Raw genomic sequence first — 16,587 nt, 5'->3', positions numbered from 1 at the left:
CAATGCTCAGCGCCAGGTAGCTGATCACCGCCTGACTCGAGGAGCCCTGTGCAGAAGATCTATTACGCCGCACACGCTTACATGATCATCGGAGTGATCAGCGGGCTGTTCTATCGCGAATTCACCAAGCTGAACGACTTCACGGGCGACACCCAGCTGGCGGTCGTGCACACGCACCTGCTTGCGCTCGGCATGTTGTTCCACCTGATTCTGCTGGTGTTGGAGAAGCTGTTCGCGTTGGCGTCGAGCAAGCTCTTCGCCTGGTCCTTCTGGACCTACAACGCGGGCGTCGTGCTGACCGTCGCCATCATGACCGTGCACGGCTGCCAAACCGTGCTGGGCTTGCACACCAGCGCGGCCGTCTCCGGAACCGCGGGGATCGGGCACATCGTACTGACGGTCGGCCTGATCCTGTTCTTCGTCAACCTCGGCCGACGTATTTCGGATCTTTCTGCGACACAGCAGATTTCGGTAGATGTGCCAGCGACTGCCGAGGGTGGGCCCGAACTTCGGCCGGTATGACCGAACGGGTCACCGCTGCCGCTGCGACCACAGGCCGCACCGCTGACCTGCCGCGCATCTCGGCAGTGTCACCAAATGCCTTTCTGCCGAACGGTATTCGACGAAATATCAATCGGCAGCGGACGCGCCGCGTATCGATTGCCGACGCCCCGGAATATCAGGAGATCACATGACCACCGGACACCGCACCGCCCTGTGGCGACTCGATGCGACCTCGCTTGCGGCCATGATCGCCGCGCGGGAGATAACGGCCACGCAGGTGCTGGTATCGCACCTCGACCGCATCACGGAAGTCGATCCGGTGGTCGGCGCCATGACATCGGTGCACACCGAAACCGCGCTGGACGCAGCCGAAGCCGCCGATCGGCACACCGGGCATAGAGGTCCGCTGCACGGCGTTCCGTTCACCGTCAAGAACAACCTCGATGTGGCCGGCAGCCCGACGACCTGGGGAGTTGCCGCGTTCGCCGACGCCGTCGCACCCGTCGACGCGCCGATCGTGGCCGCCTTGCGCCGGGCGGGCGCGATTCCGATCGGACGAACGAACATGCCGGACTTCGCCACCCGATGGCATACCGACAATGACGTCACGGGCCCGACGTTCAATCCGTGGGACGCCTCGCGCAGCCCCGGCGGTTCCAGTGGCGGCGACGCGGTCGCCGTCGCCACCGGTATGGCCCCACTCGGACTCGGCACCGATTTCGGCGGATCGCTGCGCGTGCCCGCCGCGTTCTGCGGTGTCACCTCGTTGCGCACGACGCCGGGGCGGGTCGCGGTGGCCTCCAGCCTGCCGGGCCCACCGCCGTCGCCCACCCTCCAAATGTTCGCTGCGCCAGGACCGGTGGCGCGATCGGTGGGTGATCTCTCGCTGGTTTTCGATGCCGTGATCGGCGGTGATCCGCGTGATCCCGCCTGGGTTCCGGTGCGTGACCCGGATGTTGCGCCGACCGGAGCGCTACCGGCAGTCGCGGTGACCTACGACGGCGGTGCCGATCGCGTCGCTCCGCAGGTGCGCGACGCGGTGTTGTCGGCCGCGGACGCGCTCGACCGGGCCGGTTATCCGGTCACCGAGCTGGCGCCCCCACAATTGGCGGAGGTCGCCACCGCCTACGGCCGGTTGGTGTCGACCGAGGTGGTGGTGCAACGGCTGGAATTGATGCGCACAGTCGGCAGTGCCGGATTGAACGCCTTCATCGACGCCGCATTGGCACTATTTCCGCCCTTGGATCTGGCGGGATACATGGGAGCGTTGGGCGATCGCCTCACCTTGCGCGCCGCCTGGTCGCACTTCCTCGCCGACTATCCGATCGTGCTCGGCCCGGTGTCGGCCGCGCCGCCATGGCCGGTGGGATACGACATCGGCGGTGCCGCGAACGTGGCCACGATGTATTCGGCACAACGACTGACCATCGCGGCCAATTACCTTGCGCTGCCCGCGGTTACGCTGCCGGCCGGACAGACGGCCGAGGGGCTGCCGCTGGGCGTTCAACTGATCACCGCACCGTTCGCCGAGCGCCGCGGCCTCGCGGCGGCCACGGTGCTCGAGCACGCCTTCCGGATCCAAACGCCGGTGGATCCGAGACGGTGACGTGCGATCCGCTCACTCACCACTAGCGCACCAGGAGAAACGTGCTCACCCCCCTCGCTTACGGTCTGGCGATTCTGCTCGACTTGTTGATCATCTTTATCGGCGTGCGGTTCTTCCGCAGGCCCGATGCCGCCGCCGCGGGCTTCGGCGTCCCCGCCAGGTCGGCCGGTGACGCGGGCACCTACCTGATCGTCAAGGGGCTGCGCGATGTCACCTCCGGCATTATCGGTCTCGTCGTACTCGCTTGTGCCGGAGCACATCCCGCGGGCTGGGCGATGCTGGCCGTCGCGCTCACGCCGTTCGGTGACACGGCCATCGTGCTGCGCAACGGCGGTACCAAGGCCGCTGCCTTCGGTATCCACTTCGCTACCGCGGTGATCGTGCTGATCAGCGCTGCCCTACTGCTCGCTGCCTGATGTCTGGAGTTTTGACAATGACCAAAGGAAATTCAACCGTGAAGAGTTGGCAGACAGGCGCATTGGTGGCATCCACCGTCGTCTCCGGGCTGATGGCGGGGCTGTTCGCCGGCTTCGCGTACTCCGTGATGCCCGGCTTGAAACAGAGCGGGGATCACGCGTTCGTCGAGGTGATGCGGAACATCAACGTCGCCATTGTGAATCCACTCTTCATGAGCCTGTTCATGGGCGGCGTCGCGGTGGGATCCGTTGCGGTGGCAGGCCTTTGGCGCGGCGCGGACAGACAGCTGCGCGCCTGGTTGTTCGCCGGCCTGCTGTCCTATGTGATGATGCTCGGCATCACCACGGGGATCAACGTGCCGCTGAACGATCAGCTGGCCGCCGTGGGAGCGCCGGACCAGGCGGATCTGGCCGCGGTGCGGTCGGCCTTCGAGGACAAGTGGGTGCTGTGGAACAGCGCCAGGGCGATCGCCAACCTGGTCTCGTTCGGCAGCTTCGCCTGGGCGCTGGTGCTGCTCGGCCGAGTCCGGAAGACGGCACCGGTCAGTCCAATTGGAGGCGTGCCAGCGCGACCCGGCTGGTGACGCCGAGCTTCGGATAGGCGCGATAGAGATGGTTCCCCACGGTTTTGGGGCTCAGGAACAGTTGGGCGCCGATCTCCTTGTTGGTCGCACCGGCGGCGGCCAGCCGAACCACCTGGAGTTCTTGGGACGTGAGGAGTGCGGCCAGGTCCGACGGGGTCCGGTCGCTCGCTCCGGTGTCGATCACGCCGACGCCCGCGGCCCGCAGCTCGTTGCGTGCGCGCTCCGCCCACGGGTGCGCGTGCAGTCGCTCGAAGATCCCCAGCGCCATCCGCAATTCCGAGCGCGCCTCGGTCAACTGCCTTTCGCGGCGCAACCATTCGCCGTACAGCAGTTCGGTGCGCGCCTGATCGAACCAACGTCCCTCGGCGGCATGAACTTTCAGTGCCTGCGCAAAGAGGGCGCCGTCGTCGTCGAGCATGGCTCGGCAGCGCAGCTCGTGTGCTCGGACCCACGCCGAACCGGTGGCCGCCGACCATTGTGCGAGCAACGCCATCGGTTCGCGCGCGCGTTCCGGGCGACGGAGTCGCACCGCGGCTTCCACGTAGTCACTCAGCAAGTGAATCCATTGGCCGAGCGCGTGATTCGGGTCCCGATGGATCGCCTCCAGCCGGTCCACAGCCGCCTCGTGCCGACCGGAACCCAGATCGAGCAGCGCCAGCGCCCAACCACTGCGTGCCGCGGCGATCGAGTTGAATCCCCGATCCGCCTGCCGCAGCGCGTGTCTGGCGAAGTCCCGGCAGGCGGCTTCGTCGCCACGGCTGGCCGCGAGGATGGACAGGACGGAATGGACCTGGCAGATCTGGCCAGGCTGTCCGATATCCTCGGCGATCCGCAACGCGTCGGTCAGCGCCACCTCCGCCTCGCGGAACCGGCCGAGCAGTAACTCCGCCATCCCGAGGCCGCAGCCGACGGTGGGCAGCCAGCCCACCATGCCCTGGTCCCGGCATTCGATGGCCAACCCGGCCAGGATTTCTCGCGCCTCGCCGATGTCGCTGGCGATGATCGACTGGACCGCCAGGGCGAACCGCATGGCCGGTGGGCCGCCGGAAACCGCCTTGATGCGCGCGACGTTGGCACGGATCAGCTGTACTCCGGTCGCCGGGTCCACCGAGTGCAGCGCGAGCGGACCGTCGATCACCGTGATCATGTCGACCAGGAGCGGGCTGGTGGGTAGCTCGGCCAGCCGTGCCCGCGCTGCCCGGACGCCCGCCAGATCGCCTGTGGTCCAAGCGGTTTGGGCGGCCTCGACCAGCATCTTCGCCGCCATATCAGGTTCGACCGTCGCGACTCGCCTGGCCGCGGTGAGCAGCAGTTCGTAGGCGATCTGCAACGCGCCCCGGTCGAACTCGACCCTGGCCTGCACAACGGCCAGCCGCGCGGCCGCGATCGGGTCCGTGGCCAGCCGCTTGGCCTCGGTGATCAGGCCGAGTGCGCGCTCCGGGCGGCCCGCGTCCGCGGCGGCCTCGACCGCGAGCACGAGGCGGCGCACGCGGTCGGCCGGGTCCGGCGTGAGCCGCGCCGATCGCTCCAGCGCGACTGCGGCGGTGGCGTATCCGGTTCGGGCGCAGGCATTTTCGGCGGCCGCCTGCAAAGCCGCGGCTACCTGCTCGTCCGGCCCGCTCGCGGCACCGGCGAGATGCCAGGCCCGGCGATCGGGATCATCGGTGATAGCGGCGGCGATCGCGGCGTGTACGGTGCGGCGCTGGGTGAACGTGGCGGTCTCGTAGACCGCGGCGCGCCGGAGTGGATGGCGGAAGGCGATCGTCAGTTCCGACACCGTCAGCATCTCGGTCGGTGCCGCTGCGGCCAGCACCTCTTCGGTCAACCCGAGACCGGTCAGCACCCGCAACACCAGAGCCAGATCGCCGGTCTCCTCGGCGGCCACGACCAGCAGGGCGGTGCGGATCGACTCGGGCTGATCCAGGAGATGGCACTGATAGCCGCTGCGCAACCGATCCGGCAGCGGAAGTGGGCCGACGGGAAGCAGATCCAGATTCATGCCGGGCATTTCCAGCAAGGCCAGCGGATTGCCCGCGGCCTCGGCGAGCACCCGGTCACGCGTCTCCGGCGCCAGCTTGGGCACGGTCTCGGCGAGCAGGGCCCGGGACGCTTGCGGGTCGAGCGAGCCAAGTCGCAGCTCAGTCAGTCCCTGCGCGGCGAACTCTGTACATGCGGCGAACAGCACGACAACACCTTCGGCGCCCAGCCGGCGGGCGACGAACAACATTGCCTCGATCGATGGTTGATCCACCCAGTGCGCGTCATCCACCAGCACCAGCACCGGTCCGGCCGCGGACATTTCGGCCAGCAGCGACAAGGTGCCGAGGCCGACCAGGAACCGATCCTCGGTGCGCGGCGACCCATCGAGTCCGAACGCACCACGCACCGCGGCCGCTTGCAACGGCGGCAGCGCGGCGAGCCGGTCCATCGCCCCGGCGAGCAGCAACTGCAGCCCGGCGAACGGCAGTTCGGACTCGCACTCGACGCCAGTGCAGCGCAACACCTGCCAGCTGTCATCGACCATGCTCGCTGCCCGGTCGAGCAACGCGGACTTGCCGACCCCGGGTTCGGCGACGATCACCAAGGAACCACTCGAGCCCGTCCTCGCGTCTTCGAGCAACTGGCTGATCTGTCGCTCTTCGCGGGCCCGACCGTATAGCACTGCGTCAACCTAAGGGGCGTCGTGCCGATTCAGCAAGCCAGCGGCGAACTCGGAATACCTGGTCGACTACCCCGAGAGTTGTTCGTCGGCGAACCCAGTGCGGGAGGCACGGCGGTAGCTGCCCGGTGCGGCGCCGTATTCGCGTTTGAATGCTTTCGCGAAGGCGAACTCCGAGCGGTAGCCGGTGCGTTCGGCCACGGTCGACAGCCGGGCGTCGGTTTCCCGGAGCAGCCTGCCCGCCGTGGTCATCCGCCAGCTGGTGAGATAGCTGAGCGGCGGTTCGCCGAGGACGGCGGTGAATCGCTTGGCGAACGCGGCGCGCGACAGTCCGGATGCCCGGCTGAGTTCTTCGACGGTCCACGGATGGCCGGGGTCGGCGTGGATGGCGCCGAGCGCGGGCGCGATGAGCGGGTCGGAGACCGCCGCCGACCAGCCTTTCGCGTGATCGTCGGTGATGTCCTGGTACCAGGCTCGCATGATCAACAGCAGCAGTAGGTCGATGAGGGCCGCGACGATGCTGTCGCTGCCTGGGCCCGGATCGTCCATCTCGCCGGTCAGCTGGCCGACGGCGATGCGGAGTGCGGGCTGGTGGCCCGCCGCGGGCAGATGGATCACCGCGGGCATGCCCGCGAGCAGCGGATGCTGCCGGGTGATGTCGAGTTTGTAAGCGCCGCAGGCGAGTAGCGTCCGGGCACCCGGTCCGTCCTGATACAGGCCGCAACCGACGACGGGCTGATTCTCCTCGACGGGCACCCGTTGGTCGACCGACTTGCCGTCGATCAGCAACTCCCTGATGTACGAGCTGTCATCGATTCGATCCTGGGCGAACACATCCGGCGTCAGGACCGGGTCGCTGCACAGCGTGTGCCCGCTGCCCTGCCGCAGGAACACGATGTCGCCGGTATCGAGGCGGGTCGGGGCGCCGTCGTCGAGCGGGAGGAGCAGGCAACTCCCGTGCAGCGCTACATGGAAGCTGGCACCCGAGACCGCGGGAAATCGCATACTCCACGGCGCCCGCGCATCGGTGCGGGTGAACACCGGAGTACCGGTGCGCAGCGCGGTGAGGGCGTCACTGAATACATCCACCTGCAACCTCACCGAACACCGAAGACGCTCTGACAAAAAAGCGAGCGTATCAGCCATACATTTGCCTACCCAGCGAATTTAACGTCGTCCATATGACCCCATCGACCAGGAAATTCGTGCCGACGAGTATGGCTGCCGCGGCGGCGCTCATGGTTTTCGCCAGCGGCTGCTCCTCGACCGGCACCACCACCGCACCAGCTGCGGCACCCGCCGTCGGACAGTTCGCTTCGTCGAATCCGGGCTCCGTCAACACCTTCTGGATAGACACCCCGGATGGCCTGGTCGTCGTGGATGCCCAGCGCTCGCTGACGGACGCGCGCAGTGCGGTGTCGGCGATCAAGGCCACCGGTCGTCCGGTCGCGGCGGTGCTGATCACCCACTCGCATCCGGACCACGTCGGCGGGATCGGTGTGCTGCACGAGGCTTTTCCCGAGGCGCCGATCTACTCGTCGAAGGTCACCGCGTCGGAGATCCAGACCGACCCGCTGCAGTTCTACGATCTCACCCGGAGCCTGCCGGATTCGGACTACACACCCCGAATGACGGTGCCGGACCACACCTTTGAGCCGGGGGCCACGATCGGCATCGGCGGCACCGAGCTCCGGTCGGCCGACTTCGAGCCCGGTGAGTCGGCGGCGGCCACCGCCTACTTCGAGCCGCGCAGCGGCACGCTGTTCGCGGGTGACCTGGTCGCGGACAAGGCCACTCCCGCACTGCTGGAAGGGCATTCGTGCGGATGGCTCGTCGATCTCGACAAGCTGACCGAGCGATTCCCCGGGATCCGCACGATCTATCCCGGCCACGGCGCTCCGGCGGGCCCGGAGCTGATCGACCAGCAGCGAACCTATTTGCGGAAGGTCCGCGGCCTGGTCCGCACCGCTATAGCTCCCGCATCGCCCGGCGCCGCCAAGGTGACCGACGACGAAGAACGGTCGATCCTGGCCGGACTCGACCGCACCTACCCCGGTTACCCCGCCGTCGCCTCGCTGCCAACAATGCCCCAGCTCAACGTCCAGACCGTGGCCAAGGAAGAACGAGCCGAGGACGCGAACGCACTGCCTTCCTCGTGCAGGTGAGGTCTACTCGCCGGAATCGGCGGTGACGGTCTGATCCCAGTCGATGGCGTAGTAGTGGGTGTGGCGGAACATCTCTTCCGGCGCGGGGAGGGCGGGTTTTCCCGCTGGCTTGCCCTCCGCTTTGGCCTTGTTGGTGCCGCGCGCGCCGTCGGCGATGGCCGTCACTCGGGGGCGGCGCAGCCGCTCGTACGCGGCGAAGGCCGCGGGAACGGGTAGGTCGCGCAGACACCGCGCGAGTTCGACGGCGCTTTCGATGGCCAGCGACGCACCCTGCCCGGAACTCGACGACGGCGCGTGTGCCGAATCGCCGACCAGCACGATGCGCCCGCGGTGCCAGGTCGGCACGGACGGCATCAGTTCCATCGGGCCGACGACGGTGACATCCTCGGGCACGGTGTGCGCGAGCAGCGCCTCGCCCGGCAGGTGGCCCGCGTACAACTCGCGCAGCCGGGTCAGCCATTCGGCGTTGGAGATCGCAGTGGTTTCCGCCGCGGTCAGCGGTTCGGTGCGCGGCAGGCTGGCGAACCAGACCGTGTTTCTCTCGCTGTTACCGGAATTCGGATCGTCGCGCCCGCCGCGACCGACACCGATGACGGCACCGGCCGGGACGCCGTAGTAGCCGAGAAAGTGCTGGCCGAAGGCGAAATACATCATCCCGTCTTTCGTCGCCACGTCGCTGCCGCGAGCGATGCCGCCGAAGCTCAGTACACCGCCGTATTCAGGGCCGGGGGCGGCCGGGTCGATGAGCGTGCGCACGGTGGACCGGATGCCGTCGGCCCCGATCAAGACGTCGGCGGTCGCGGTGCTGCCGTCGGCGAACGTCGCGGTCACCGCGTCGGCGGTTTCGGTGACGGAGACGAGTTTCTTGTCGTATTCGAAGTGCACGCCGCCCGCTGCCGCGTGGTCGGCCAACGCCCGGAAAAGGTCGGCGCGCGCCATGACTCGGGTGGCCGGCAGATCGGGGAAGCCCGCGAACTCGGTGAAGATGTTGCCGTTGGCGTCGCCGAAGATCGAGCCGGGGAATTCGAGCCCGAGTGCGTCGATAGCGCGTTCGCCACCGATGGCCCGCAGCGCCTGCTGGCCGTTGGGGGCAAGACTCAATCCTGCGCCGACGCCGTCCGCGGCGGTGGGGTAACGCTCATAGACGGTGGCGTCGATGCCGGCTTTGCGTAATGCCAGCGCGGTCACCGATCCGGCGACGCCGCCGCCGATCACCAATGCTGTTGCGGTCTTGCTCATTTCAGTTTCCGATCCGTCGATCCGTGTGCAGCCATAGTATCCAGATAACTAGTGTCATGGCAACTAGTTATCTGGAGTCTAGTTGGTTACATTGGCACGTAGCCCGAAAGCGCTGGGGGAGAGAGCGGTTCACGTTGCCGCCCAGGGCGCCCGCGTCCAAGATGAATCGATGAGAACCGACCGCCTGGCCTGCGTCCGCGCCGTCGACGATCACCTCGGGGATGATCACGACTTTCCTCTGAGAGTCTGCGTCGAAATCCGTGCCGGGAACAGTCATCATTTCCCAGGCTCGACTGTGAATCCGTCACGGCCGTAGATCAGTCCCCAGCAGCGAAATATCAGAGGAACTCCATGATCCGGGTGCTTGTGGCCGACGACATGAAACTCATCAGGGGCGCGCTCACGAACCTGCTGGATCAACAGCCCGATCTCGAAGTGGTAGCCCAGGTCTACTGCGGCCGAATGATCGTGTCGAGCGCACTCGAACACCGGCCCGACATTGCCGTGCTCGACATCGATATGCCCGGCTTGGACGGTCTGACCGCCGCCACCGAGCTGCGCGCGCAACTCCCCTCCTGCCGGATTTTGATCCTCACCTCGCTCTGTAGCGTCGCCAACCTGCGCCGAGCCATGCTCACCGCCCAGGTCGGCGGCTTCCTCACCAAGGACATACCGCCACAGGCGCTCACCGCGGCGATCCGGCAGGTCGCGGCGGGCCAGCGCGTGATCGATCCGTTGCTCGCCGCACAGGCACTCACCCTCCCGGGCAACCCGCTGACCCCGCGCGAGATCGCCGTGCTCCGACTGGCCAGAGGCGGCAGCACCGCCGGCGAGATCGCCACAGAGCTCTTCATCGCTCGCTCGACCGTCCGCAACTACTTGAGCACCGTCGTGGCCAAGCTCAATGCCCGCACCCTGCTGGATGCTGTGCGGATCGCCACCGAGGAGGCTTGGCTGTGACTCGCCACCGGCAAGTACTGCCACAAGTTCTCCAGAGACCCGCAGGCCAGACCGGCCAGGTAGCCAGTATCGCGAACATCGCCGACGTCGTCGGCCTCGACTCAGCCACGGTCAAGGACTATCTCGGCCTCCTCGAAGCCGGTTCACGGAGCTCACCGACGCGCTCGGCACGCAGCTCACCGGCACCAAGCCCTACACCTTCCTCGCGCCCGGCGAGTCCGCCGCCGCGCGGCCTTCGACTTCGACACCCTCGCGCGGCTGCGGGAGATCAAACGAAACCGCGACCCGCACAACGTCATCCGGGCGAACTTCCCCGACCAGGGCTGATCCGCGGCCGCGGGCAAGGTGAGCGCGATGCCCACCCGCCCGCGGCCCGGCCGGTGCACGCACTTGTCGCACCCACGGCGCCCGATCCGCAGTGTTCCAGTCACCGCTGAGTGATGGTTTAAGGCGCTGCCGTGACGGCGCAGGTGGTGGGGCCGTAGGTGAAGTTCCAGCCGGGGCCGGATTCCGCGGCATAGAGTTGGTGGGTTCCCGCTGTCGTGGGAGTCCACTGCACGCTGGCGGTGGTGCCGACGCCGTCGGCGATCACTACCGGAGAGCCGATCGGCACACTCGTCCCGTTGGGACCGACCGCGCTGAAGACGATGGTGGTGTTCGGATTCAGTACGGCGGCGCTGACGGTGTAGGTCGAATTCACCTGCGGGGTCGTGCTGGACACTGCGGGTTGGTTGGCCGGATTCGATCCCGAGGCATAGGTGCAGCCCGACGCTGCCGTGACGGCGCAGGTGGTGGGGCCGTAGGTGAAGTTCCAGCCGGGGCCGGATTCCGCGGCATAGAGTTGGTGGGTTCCCGCTGTCGTGGGAGTCCACTGCACGCTGGCGGTGGTGCCGACGCCGTCGGCGATCACTACCGGAGAGCCGATCGGCACACTCGTCCCGTTGGGACCGACCGCGCTGAAGACGATGGTGGTGTTCGGATTCAGTACGGCGGCGCTGACGGTGTAGGTCGAATTCACCTGCGGGGTCGTGCTGGACACTGCGGGTTGGTTGGCCGGATTCGACCCCGAGGCATAGGTGCAGCCCGAGGACGGTTGGTCGGCGTTGGCCGTCGCCATCGTTGCGCCCACCGTCACCGTCGCGACCGCTACCGCGGCCGCCGTCACTCTGATGATTCCCAGTAAAGCTCGGCGAATTCGCTTGTCTTGCATGGCATTTCCCCCACTTTTTTCACAGAAGGCGACGACAACCGGCGCCGATCACGAACGTAACTGTGGCGGGCCGGGAAGCAAAGGCGATATCGACAAAACGAACATATGAGACAAGACACAGTGCGATTGCGGCGCTTGATCGAATCGGCTGATGTACAAGCACAACGAGACGTGCGTTACCGCTACCCGTCTATGTCCGCCAGGGTGGCGCGACGACCTGCCCGCTCGATGGTCCCCTTCGGCACGGACCTGGGTAAGCGCTGTAACCAGCCGCATACCGCGCGGCCTACGGATCGCTCGAAGATCAACGGGCGGAGATCACCCCCGACCACGAGAACGCCCGCAACCGCCGATTATGTGATGGTTCATATACATCACCCGAAACGTCGGCGTGCGTGTTGGGTGACTCGGCAGCTACCGCGAGGCTGGGGGTAGGAGCCGGCCGCTGAGGACGGGACGGTCGATGCGGGCATCTTCTTCAGTCACCCCGACACCGAGGTTCTCCGCAAGCCTGTAGAACAGTCCGAGGGATCCCAAGGGGCCGTATTCGCCGCCGTATTCGCCTTCTTCGAGTCGGGCGCCGAGGGCCTGGATCTCGGTGTCGAAGTGGTGCGGTTCATGGCCTGTCCGTTTGACGACGTCGGTGGTGTCGAGTCCGGTGATGAGACGGCCGTTCTCGGCGTACTGGAATACCACTCCCGGTTTCATGCTGGAACGCAACTCCAGTGCCGCGGTGCCGATCGAGGCGCGCAGCATCAGTCCTGGGTCTTCCCGCGATTTCCAGCCACCGTGCTCCTCTACCCAGGCCCAGCTTCGGTAATGCCCTGCGGTGACCACATATCCGTCACGTTCGTAGAGAAGGCCGCCCAGCTCGTAGTGGAAGTCCTCCATCCCGCGCACCGCCACCGTGTCCTGGTCGACGCCCATCCGCTCCAACAGCTCTCGGGCGTTGATCTGACGGGCGAAGGTGAAGCTGACCAGCGGCAGATTTCTGCTGTACATCCACCCGAAGCCACCGGTCATGGTGTTCACGCCGCCCCGGTTCGTTGATCGCGATCAAGGTCGGGAAACACAGTCCATGATCATGAACCCAGGCGTCGTCATCAGCTGAAGCAGTCACAGCGGCTGACACTGCCATGAGCCACCGACATCCCCGCCCCGGCCCCGGGACCGTCGTCTAGTACAGACGGCCCCTCCGGCGGACAAGCCGGTTCCATGCGGGACTCGAGAGTCCGACGTCCGGAAATCAGCGCTGTTCGGAGCGGTCGTCGGCTGAATGTCTGCGGTGATGGCCCACTACGCTTCAGGTGATGGCCCACTAGTCGGCGGTGCGGTGGCAAGGCAAGATTTTGCCCTTCTGGCAAGTTGAGCTTGTGGACCGAGGTTGAGGCGGGTCGAGCACCTTCGGTGCCCGCCTGATACGGGAGGTTGATGCGTGTGAACCAATTGGCTAGTGCCACTTCGCCTTATCTGCGTCAGCACGCCGACAATCCCGTCGATTGGCGGCAATGGGGTGCCGATGCTTTGGCGGAGGCGACGGCGCGGGATGTGCCGATTCTGTTGTCCATCGGATACGCGTCTTGCCACTGGTGTCATGTGATGGCGCACGAGTCGTTCGAGGATGTCGCTACCGCGGCGTTGATGAACGAGAATTTTGTTTGTGTGAAGGTGGATCGGGAGGAGCGGCCTGATCTGGATGCGGTCTATATGAATGCGACCGTGGCGATGACGGGGCAGGGTGGGTGGCCGATGACCTGCTTTCTCACGCCGGTGGGGGAGCCGTTCTATTGCGGTACCTACTATCCGAAGGTGCCGCGCGGTGGGATGCCGTCGTTCACGCAGTTGCTCACCGCGATCACCGAGACGTGGCAGCAGCGGCGCGATGAGGTGCACAAGGCGTCCGCGCAGGTGACCGAGGCGTTGCGGGCGCAGGCGGCGGGGTTGCCCGACTCGGATCTGGCGATCACGGCGGAACTGCTCGATCATGCGGTCGCGGCGGTGCTGCGGGACGAGGATCCGAAGTACGCGGGATTCGGTGGGGCGCCGAAGTTTCCGCCGTCGGCGTTGCTGGAGGGGTTGCTGCGCAGTTGGGAGCGTAGCGGTGATCAGGCGGCGTTCGCGGCGGTGAGCCGCACGGCCGAGGCGATGGCGCGTGGTGGCATCTACGACCAGTTGCGTGGCGGTTTCGCGCGTTACTCTGTCGATCCAGCCTGGTTGATACCGCATTTCGAGAAGATGCTGTACGACAATGCGCAATTGCTGCGGGTCTATGGGCATTTAGCGCGGCGCGCGCCGGTGGATCCGGAGTCGTTGGCGCACCGAGTGACTCGTGAAACCGTTCAGTTCCTGCTGGATGATCTGGGCACCGAGCAGGGTGGCTTCGCCTCGGGCCTGGACGCCGACACGCATCTCGAGGCCGGGCAGCCAGGGGTGGAGGGCGCGACCTACGTGTGGACACCCGCCGAGCTGGTCGGCGAACTCGGTCCGATCGACGGTGCCTGGGCCGCAGAGTTTTTCGGAGTGACAACCGGCGGGAACTTCGAGCAGGGCACCTCGGTGCTCACCCGATACGCCGACCCCGCGCCCGCCGATGCCGAGCGGCTCGAACGCGTCACCGCTGCCCTCCGTAAGGCGCGCGACGGTCGACCGCAACCGGACCGCGACGACAAAGTGGTTACCGCGTGGAACGGCATGGCGATCACGGCCTTGGCCGAAGCGGGTGCCGCGCTGGGAGAAGAAGACTGGGTGGCGGCGGCGGTCCGCTGCGCGCGATTCCTGTTGTCCGAGCACGTGATCGACGGCCGCGTGCGCCGCGCCTCGTTGAACGGCGCCGCGGGAACGTCGCCCGGCGTGCTGGAAGATTACGCCTGGCTCGTCACCGGCCTGCTCGCTCTGCATCAGGCCACCGGCGAGCTCGACTGGCTCGACGAGGCACAACGGTTGCTGGACACGGCGATTCAGCACTTCGCCGATCCCGGCATCCCCGGCAGTTGGTACGACACCGCCGACGACGCCGAGACCCTGGTTGCTCGCCCCCGCGATCCCGTCGACGGTGCTACTCCGGCAGGCGCGTCCTCGCTCGCCGAGGCGTTGCTCACCGCGGCCGCCGTCAGCGAGCCTGAACAGGCCGTCCCATACTTCGCGTTAGCCGAGCAGACCCTCCAGCGCGGTGCGGTCGTGCTGGCCCGCGCCCCTCGCTCCGCGGGCCAGTGGCTCACGGTCGCCGAGGCCGCTCTTCGCGGCCCCCTCCAGGTCGCCATCGCCGCCGAATCGCCCAGCGAGCCAAGCGAACTGCTCGCCACGGCGCGCGCTGTCGCCCCTGGTGGCACGGTGATCCTTGCCGCCCCGCCGAACTCGGTACCCCTGCTGGCCGACCGTCCGCTGCTCGGCGGCGAGCCAGCCGCCTACGTCTGCCGCGGCACGGTCTGCGATCTACCGGTGGCGACAGCGGCCGAGTTGCGCGCGGCTCTGGAGCGGCCGTAGGGCTGCGCGGCGAACTGCGATCTGCCGGTAGCGCGCACACATATGCGACGGTACGCGTCTGCGCGAAGTTGGCGCAGCGCCGATCTCAGTCGGTTTCCGTTGCGGCAGTGCGGACTTCGACTACTGCACTGCGGTCGGTTGTCGGGTCGGCGGTGCCGCTCGGTGCGGCAGCCTGCGAACCGTTGGTGCTCAATTTGGTAGTAGCGGGCTGATCGACGTCGGTCCAACAAGCCGTCGGCTGCTTCATCCCGCGCAGCAGGATCGTTTCGTAGAGCGCCCATTTCGCGCGTTCGTGCGGCGCGGTGTCCTCGATGGCGGAGCCGCTCACCAGGATTCGGCGGGGGACCTCTTTTGCCTCGGTGGTGAGGCGGGCGGCCTCGTTGACGGCGTCGCCGATGACGGTGTACTCCAGCCGGGTGTCCGAGCCGATGTCGCCCGCGAAGACCCGGCCGTGCGCGACGCCGATACCGATATCGAGTTCACCGGCCGCGACCACTTCGTCGCGGATCCGGCGTGCCGCGCGCAGTGCGGGAGTCGCGTTGTCGCGCAAGGCGATCGGCGCGCCGAAGATGCACAGCGCCGCGTCGCCCTCGAACTTGTTGACCAGCCCGTGGTTCTCCTCGGTCGCGGCGACAACGGTCGCTAGCAGCCGGTTCAGTTTGGCGACGAACTCCTCCGGCGGCAGCCCGGTGGACAGTTCGACCGACCCGGTCACGTCGACGAACAGCGCGGTCACCACCCGTACGTCACCGGTCAGGTCCAGCCCGCCTGCCAGCGCGCGCTCGGCCACCTCGGTGCCGACGTGCCTGCCGAACACGTCCCGCATCCGTTGGCGCTCACCTAGATTCGCGGCCAGCTCGTTGACCGAGTTCTCCAACCGCCCGATCTCGCTGGTGCTGCCCACGGGCACACGCACGTCGAGATCGCCCCTGGTGATGCGATCCAGCGCCAGCCGCAGCGTGCGCATCGGCGTGGCCACCGCGCGGGCCAGGAATGCCGTGGCCAGCGCGCCGACGCTGAGGCCGACCACCGAAAGGTAGATCGCGGTGCGGATCCGGTCGGGCGGTGCCGCCGCCCGATTGGCCAGCACCACGATCAGCATCAGCAACGGCAACGCCGAGGCGACCGCCCAGCTCACCACCACGCGGACCAACACCGAGGAACTCCAGTGCATGGTGGGTCCGAGCACAGTGGCGACCACCGGAATGGTCGGCCGGATCAGCCGATCCACGATGAGGAAGGTGAGTCCGATCGATTCGATACCGCCGAGCGCGAACAATGCCGCGATGACCGCCGGGTCGTTGTCCGGAGCCAACTGCATGAGCGTGATGGTGGCAACGATGACGCCGGTGATCCACACGGCGAATGACCGCGCGGTGATGGAGAGGGGCAGGCGCAGCACCTGGCGCGCCTCGTCTTCGGTCGGTTTACGGCCCTGATCGAGCCAACCGAAGTGCACGGAACGGTCGCGGATGGCGAGCGCGACCCCGGCCAGGAAACCCAGCGACGGATAGATGCCGGCGAGCACGATGGACCGGATCCAATCGTGGCCGAATCTGCTGAGGGATCCGCTGAGCCATAGCTCGGTGACGATGACGGCGAACCCGCTGAGGTTGGCCGTGATAACCACCGCGGCCAGACCGGCGCGGGCCTTGAGCGCCCAGATGATCAGCCGGGCGGTCATCGCGTGTGCCGCGGCGCGACGGGCAGCGCGCTACGTCGGGCGGCGAACTCGGCCGCCGCTCGGCGATGATCGAGCCA

General features: G+C 67.1%; 14 protein-coding genes. 8 read left to right on the top strand and 6 right to left on the bottom strand.

The genetic code is table 11. The annotated features are described in order from the left end of the window. Window positions 1-48 precede the first annotated feature (48 nt). The 5 genes from ACIBCN_RS25425 to ACIBCN_RS25405 are packed head-to-tail and all read left to right on the top strand — an operon-like array spanning window position 49 to window position 3,110. Entirely contained in the window at window positions 49-522 is a 474-nt protein-coding gene (locus ACIBCN_RS25425) for a DUF2871 domain-containing protein (protein ID WP_396994149.1), read from the top strand. Further along, window positions 519-695 carry a hypothetical protein gene (locus ACIBCN_RS25420; RefSeq protein WP_396994148.1) on the top strand — a complete coding sequence of 59 codons (177 nt, stop codon included), beginning with the start codon at window positions 519-521 and terminating at the stop codon, window positions 693-695. The genes ACIBCN_RS25425 and ACIBCN_RS25420 overlap by 4 nt, the downstream gene beginning before the upstream one ends. Then, complete coding sequence (locus tag ACIBCN_RS25415; RefSeq protein ID WP_396994147.1) at window positions 692-2,110, top strand: amidase family protein; 1,419 nt, start codon at window positions 692-694, stop codon at window positions 2,108-2,110. The genes ACIBCN_RS25420 and ACIBCN_RS25415 overlap by 4 nt, the downstream gene beginning before the upstream one ends. Window positions 2,111-2,151: 41 nt before the next feature. Further along, window positions 2,152-2,526 carry a DUF4267 domain-containing protein gene (locus tag ACIBCN_RS25410; RefSeq protein WP_396994146.1) on the top strand — a complete coding sequence of 125 codons (375 nt, stop codon included), beginning with the start codon at window positions 2,152-2,154 and terminating at the stop codon, window positions 2,524-2,526. 38 nt (window positions 2,527-2,564) lie between these two features. Next, a complete protein-coding gene (locus ACIBCN_RS25405) occupies window positions 2,565-3,110 on the top strand; it encodes a DUF1772 domain-containing protein (RefSeq protein WP_396994145.1) in 546 nt (181 codons plus the stop codon). On the opposite strand, the gene ACIBCN_RS25400 is transcribed toward ACIBCN_RS25405, so the two are convergent. Both ACIBCN_RS25400 and ACIBCN_RS25395 read right to left on the bottom strand, forming a co-directional pair. Next, on the bottom strand, window positions 3,070-5,772 hold the full coding sequence (locus ACIBCN_RS25400; RefSeq protein ID WP_396994144.1) for an AAA family ATPase: 2,703 nt from the start codon (window positions 5,770-5,772) through the stop codon (window positions 3,070-3,072). The two genes, ACIBCN_RS25405 and ACIBCN_RS25400, sit on opposite strands and share 41 nt — an antisense overlap. Window positions 5,773-5,838: 66 nt before the next feature. Next, a complete protein-coding gene (locus tag ACIBCN_RS25395) occupies window positions 5,839-6,858 on the bottom strand; it encodes an AraC family transcriptional regulator (RefSeq protein WP_396994143.1) in 1,020 nt (339 codons plus the stop codon). Window positions 6,859-6,950: 92 nt separating this feature from the next. Here ACIBCN_RS25395 and ACIBCN_RS25390 point away from each other — a divergent pair, with 92 nt between their 5' ends. After that, the gene (locus ACIBCN_RS25390; RefSeq protein ID WP_396994142.1) at window positions 6,951-7,934 is read left to right on the top strand and encodes an MBL fold metallo-hydrolase; all 984 of its coding nucleotides are present in this window, start codon (window positions 6,951-6,953) and stop codon (window positions 7,932-7,934) included. A gap of 3 nt (window positions 7,935-7,937) precedes the next feature. Here the strand turns inward: ACIBCN_RS25390 and ACIBCN_RS25385 are convergent, their stop codons facing one another. After that, a complete protein-coding gene (locus ACIBCN_RS25385; protein ID WP_396994141.1) occupies window positions 7,938-9,173 on the bottom strand; it encodes an FAD-dependent oxidoreductase in 1,236 nt (411 codons plus the stop codon). A 351-nt stretch (window positions 9,174-9,524) separates the two neighbouring features. On the opposite strand from ACIBCN_RS25385, the gene ACIBCN_RS25380 reads away from it, so the two are divergent. Continuing rightward, a complete protein-coding gene (locus ACIBCN_RS25380) occupies window positions 9,525-10,133 on the top strand; it encodes a DNA-binding response regulator (RefSeq protein WP_396994140.1) in 609 nt (202 codons plus the stop codon). A 445-nt stretch (window positions 10,134-10,578) separates the two neighbouring features. On the opposite strand, the gene ACIBCN_RS25375 is transcribed toward ACIBCN_RS25380, so the two are convergent. Beyond that, window positions 10,579-11,343: a hypothetical protein gene (locus tag ACIBCN_RS25375; RefSeq protein ID WP_396994139.1), complete on the bottom strand. Its 765-nt coding sequence runs from the start codon at window positions 11,341-11,343 to the stop codon at window positions 10,579-10,581. Between the two features lie 414 nt (window positions 11,344-11,757). Further along, window positions 11,758-12,366, bottom strand: a complete 609-nt coding sequence (locus ACIBCN_RS25370; RefSeq protein ID WP_396994384.1) for a DUF6461 domain-containing protein — start codon at window positions 12,364-12,366, stop codon at window positions 11,758-11,760. 414 nt (window positions 12,367-12,780) lie between these two features. On the opposite strand from ACIBCN_RS25370, the gene ACIBCN_RS25365 reads away from it, so the two are divergent. Then, a complete protein-coding gene (locus ACIBCN_RS25365) occupies window positions 12,781-14,826 on the top strand; it encodes a thioredoxin domain-containing protein (RefSeq protein ID WP_396994138.1) in 2,046 nt (681 codons plus the stop codon). 85 nt (window positions 14,827-14,911) lie between these two features. Here the strand turns inward: ACIBCN_RS25365 and ACIBCN_RS25360 are convergent, their stop codons facing one another. Continuing rightward, window positions 14,912-16,510, bottom strand: coding sequence for an adenylate/guanylate cyclase domain-containing protein (locus tag ACIBCN_RS25360; protein WP_396994137.1), 1,599 nt, complete (start codon window positions 16,508-16,510; stop codon window positions 14,912-14,914). Window positions 16,511-16,587: the final 77 nt, after the last annotated feature.

It is taken from the genome of Nocardia sp. NPDC051052 (assembly GCF_044456045.1).
GTDB lineage: Bacteria > Actinomycetota > Actinomycetes > Mycobacteriales > Mycobacteriaceae > Nocardia.
Note: the sequence above shows the minus strand (reverse complement) of the source record. Positions and strands in the feature narration are given on the sequence as shown.

What these genes read in the sequence shown, in the direction of transcription:
- ACIBCN_RS25420 (WP_396994148.1), top strand. Translation starts at nt 519, where the DNA reads ATGACCGAACGGGTCACCGCTGCCGCTGCGACCACAGGCCGCACCGCT.
- ACIBCN_RS25415 (WP_396994147.1), top strand. Translation starts at nt 692, where the DNA reads ATGACCACCGGACACCGCACCGCCCTGTGGCGACTCGATGCGACCTCG.
- ACIBCN_RS25390 (WP_396994142.1), top strand. Translation starts at nt 6,951, where the DNA reads ATGACCCCATCGACCAGGAAATTCGTGCCGACGAGTATGGCTGCCGCG.
- ACIBCN_RS25385 (WP_396994141.1), bottom strand. Translation starts at nt 9,173, where the DNA reads ATGAGCAAGACCGCAACAGCATTGGTGATCGGCGGCGGCGTCGCCGGA.
- ACIBCN_RS25380 (WP_396994140.1), top strand. Translation starts at nt 9,525, where the DNA reads ATGATCCGGGTGCTTGTGGCCGACGACATGAAACTCATCAGGGGCGCG.
- ACIBCN_RS25375 (WP_396994139.1), bottom strand. Translation starts at nt 11,343, where the DNA reads ATGCAAGACAAGCGAATTCGCCGAGCTTTACTGGGAATCATCAGAGTG.
- ACIBCN_RS25370 (WP_396994384.1), bottom strand. Translation starts at nt 12,366, where the DNA reads ATGACCGGTGGCTTCGGGTGGATGTACAGCAGAAATCTGCCGCTGGTC.
- ACIBCN_RS25360 (WP_396994137.1), bottom strand. Translation starts at nt 16,510, where the DNA reads ATGACCGCCCGGCTGATCATCTGGGCGCTCAAGGCCCGCGCCGGTCTG.